Source organism: Azospirillum isscasi (assembly GCF_030849505.1).
GTDB lineage: Bacteria > Pseudomonadota > Alphaproteobacteria > Azospirillales > Azospirillaceae > Azospirillum > Azospirillum isscasi.
Genome location: NZ_JAUJFI010000291.1, coordinates 1 through 3087, shown reverse-complemented (window position 1 = coordinate 3087; position 3087 = coordinate 1). Strand labels below are relative to the sequence as shown.

Genomic DNA, 3087 nt, shown 5'->3' with positions numbered 1-3087 from the left:
CGACAAGGTGAAGCTGGTCGTCGCCCCGGACTTCCCGGAAACCGACAATCCCTGGGTGCGCGAACGGGCGCAGCGGAACGCCATCGCGCTGGGGCTGGGCCAGGTGGAGCCGGACGATCTGGTCATCGTCTCCGACGTGGACGAGATCCTGCGCGCCCGGTCCGTTGCATCGCTGCGCGACAGCACGGCGATGATCACGGGCTTCCGGGTGCCGCTGTTCTACTTCAAGGTCAACTTCATGAACGTCGAGGGCGAGAATTTCTCGGTCTTCCCCGTCGCCGTCCGCGGCCTGATGGCCAGAATGACCACGCCGCAGCAGATCCGCGAAAGCCGCGGCACGCTGGACCGCTACACCCCCGAGACCAAGCCCGCCTACGTGGACATCCTGCCCCATTCGGGCTGGCATTTCTCCTACATCGGCGACGACGCGGCCATCCGGCACAAGATCCAGAGCTTCTCGCACCAGGAACTGAACCGCGAGGACATCCTCGACGGCATCGACGTGCCCCGCTTCCTGGCGGAGGGCAGCGACATCTTCAACCGTCCCGGCTACCGCTGGCAGGCCGTGGAGCTGAACGACTATTTCCCGGCCAACCTCCTGGGGGAGCAGGAGCGCTGGGCGGATTTCATCGCCGGGGACGCCGGCGGCCGGGTCACCTGGAAATAGCGGGAACCGCGCCGCCTACACCTCACCCCGCAGCAGCGACAGGGCGGCCATCGCCATGACCTGCGCGGAATGGACCATGTCGTCGATGTCCACATACTCGTCCGGCTGGTGGGCGAGGTCGAGGATGCCGGGGCCGTAGGCGATGCAGTCCTTCAGATGCCCGACCCGCGCGATGTGCTTCTGGTCGTAGGTGCCGGGGGACACCACCTGCGCCGCCGGGCGGCCCAGCACCGTCTCGATGGCCGCCCCGACCGCCCGCACCACCGGCGCGTCGGTGTCGGTCAGGGTGGGCAGGAAGGCCAGCACCTCGCGCAGCTCGTAATCGAAGCCGGGACGGTCGCGCCGCAGATCCTCCAGGATGCCGGTGATCTCGGCCTTCACCTCCTCCGGGTCCTCCTCGATCAGGTAACGGCGGTCGATGACCATGCGGCAGCGGTCGGGCACCATCGGGCTGGGCAGGCCGCCGTGATCCTCCGGCTGGCCGCCATGGATGGCGTTGACGTTCAGGGTGGACTGCCGCGCCCCTTCCGGCACCACCGGCATGGCGGTGCGCTTGGCGGCGAGCCGGGGAATCAGCTCCGTCTCGATCCGGTGCAGCACGGCCCCCATGTGGCGCACCGCGCAGTTGCCGAGGAAGGGCATGGAGCCGTGGGCGACGCGGCCCTTCGTCTCGATCTCCGCCCACCAGACGCCGCGGTGGCCGATGCACACCCGGTCCACGTTCAGCGGCTCCGGGATGATCACGTGGTCCACCCGCGGGCGGGAGAAATAGCCGAGCTTGGCGAGATGCCCGACCCCGCCGTAACCGCCGGACTCCTCGTCCACCGTGCCGGAGATCTCCAGCGCGCCGGGGAAGGGGATGCCCTCCTCCAGGATCGCTTCCACGGCGATGATGGAGGCGGCGATGCCGCCCTTCATGTCGCAGGCGCCGCGGCCATAGACGCGCCCGTCCTTCACCACCCCTTCGAAGGGATCGACGGTCCAGCCCTGGCCGGCGGGCACCACGTCGATGTGGCCGTTGAAATGGACGCAGGGGCCGGGCCCGCGCCCTTCGATGCGGGCGACGACGTTGGTGCGCGGGTAGCGGTCGCTGTCGCCCGGCGCGCCCTCCGCCCGCACATACTCGACCTGGAAACCGCGCGCCGCCAGCCGCCGCCCGAGGAACTCCGCGCAGTCGGTGTAGACGTCGCCGGGCGGGTTCACGGTGGGAATGCGGATCAGGTCGCGGGTCAGCGCAACGAGATCGTCGCGCCGTTCCGCAATCCGGCGGAACAGCGACTCCCGATGGTCGAGCGGCATGACTCCTCCCCGCGCACACGTCGTTGCGCGGAAGGATCGGCCAAGCGTGCGTGCCTGTCGAGAGGGATCGTGTCCTCTACATATCCAATCCGACGTCCAGGTTCGGCGCGCTGTGGGTCAGCCAGCCGACGGAGATCATGTCCACCCCCGACTCCGCGATGGCCCGCACGGTGGACAGGGTGACGTTGCCGGACGCCTCCGTCACCATGCGTCCGTCCACCAGGGCGACGGCGCGGCGCAGCGTCTCCGGGTCCATGTTGTCGAGCAGCACCACGTCCACCGGCAGGGTCAGCAGCTCCTCCAACTGCGCCAGCGTGTCCACCTCGACCTCCACCTTGACCATGTGGCCGATGGCGGCGCGGACGCGCTCCACCGCCGGGCGGATGCCGCCGGCCACGGCGATGTGGTTGTCCTTGACCAGAACCGCGTCGTCCAGACCGAAGCGGTGGTTGAAGCCGCCGCCCAGCCGCACCGCGTGCTTTTCCAGAACGCGCAGGCCGGGGGTGGTCTTGCGGGTGCAGACGATGCGGGCGCGGGTCCCCTCCACCTCCCGCACCAGCGCGCGGGTGGCGGTGGCGATGCCGGACAGGCGGCCCAGAAGGTTCAGCGCCGTGCGCTCCGCCGTCAGCAGGGCGCGGGCGCGGCCCGTCACCGTGGCGATGGTGGCGCCGGGGGCCACGTCGCTGCCGTCGCCATGCTCCACCCGCAGCTCCGCCGCCGGGTCGAGGATGCGGAAGGCGGAGAGGGCGACCTCCAGCCCGGCGACGCGCCCGTCGCGGCGCGCGGCCAGCCGGGCTGTCGCCACGGCGTCCGCCGGGACGATGCTGTCCGTCGTGATGTCGCCGGCCCGCCCGAGATCCTCCGCCAAAGCGGCGCGGACGATCGGTTCATAGGTCAGAGGATGGAGCATGCGGCGTCTCCGGAAAGGGGGCCGGCGGCCCCGGTCAGGTCGGTGAGGATGAAGCGGTGGCGCTGCGCCGCCGGGTCTTCCCGCGGGAAGTCGGTGCGGAAATGCGCCCCGCGGCTTTCGCTGCGGGTCAGCGCGGCGTGGACGATCAGCCGCCCGGCCAGCAGGCGGTTGCGCGCCTCGCCCCAGCGGCGGACGGCGGCGAGGTCCGCCG

2 protein-coding genes and 2 pseudogenes are annotated in these 3087 nt (G+C 70.7%); 1 reads left to right on the top strand and 3 read right to left on the bottom strand.

The window, feature by feature from the left end; all coding sequences use genetic code 11:
- A pseudogene (locus tag QSG27_RS28255) lies at window positions 1-667 on the top strand (DUF5672 family protein); the annotation flags it as partial.
- A 15-nt stretch (window positions 668-682) separates the two neighbouring features.
- Here QSG27_RS28255 and QSG27_RS28250 read toward each other — a convergent pair.
- From QSG27_RS28250 to QSG27_RS28240, 3 genes and pseudogenes are all read right to left on the bottom strand, one after another.
- Entirely contained in the window at window positions 683-1966 is a 1284-nt protein-coding gene (locus tag QSG27_RS28250) for an acetylornithine deacetylase/succinyl-diaminopimelate desuccinylase family protein (protein ID WP_306712093.1), read from the bottom strand.
- A gap of 76 nt (window positions 1967-2042) precedes the next feature.
- The gene (gene nadC, locus QSG27_RS28245; protein WP_306712092.1) at window positions 2043-2876 is read right to left on the bottom strand and encodes a carboxylating nicotinate-nucleotide diphosphorylase; all 834 of its coding nucleotides are present in this window, start codon (window positions 2874-2876) and stop codon (window positions 2043-2045) included.
- Window positions 2861-3087 (bottom strand): annotated as a pseudogene (locus QSG27_RS28240) (L-aspartate oxidase); the annotation flags it as partial. The pseudogene QSG27_RS28240 and the gene nadC, both read right to left, overlap by 16 nt.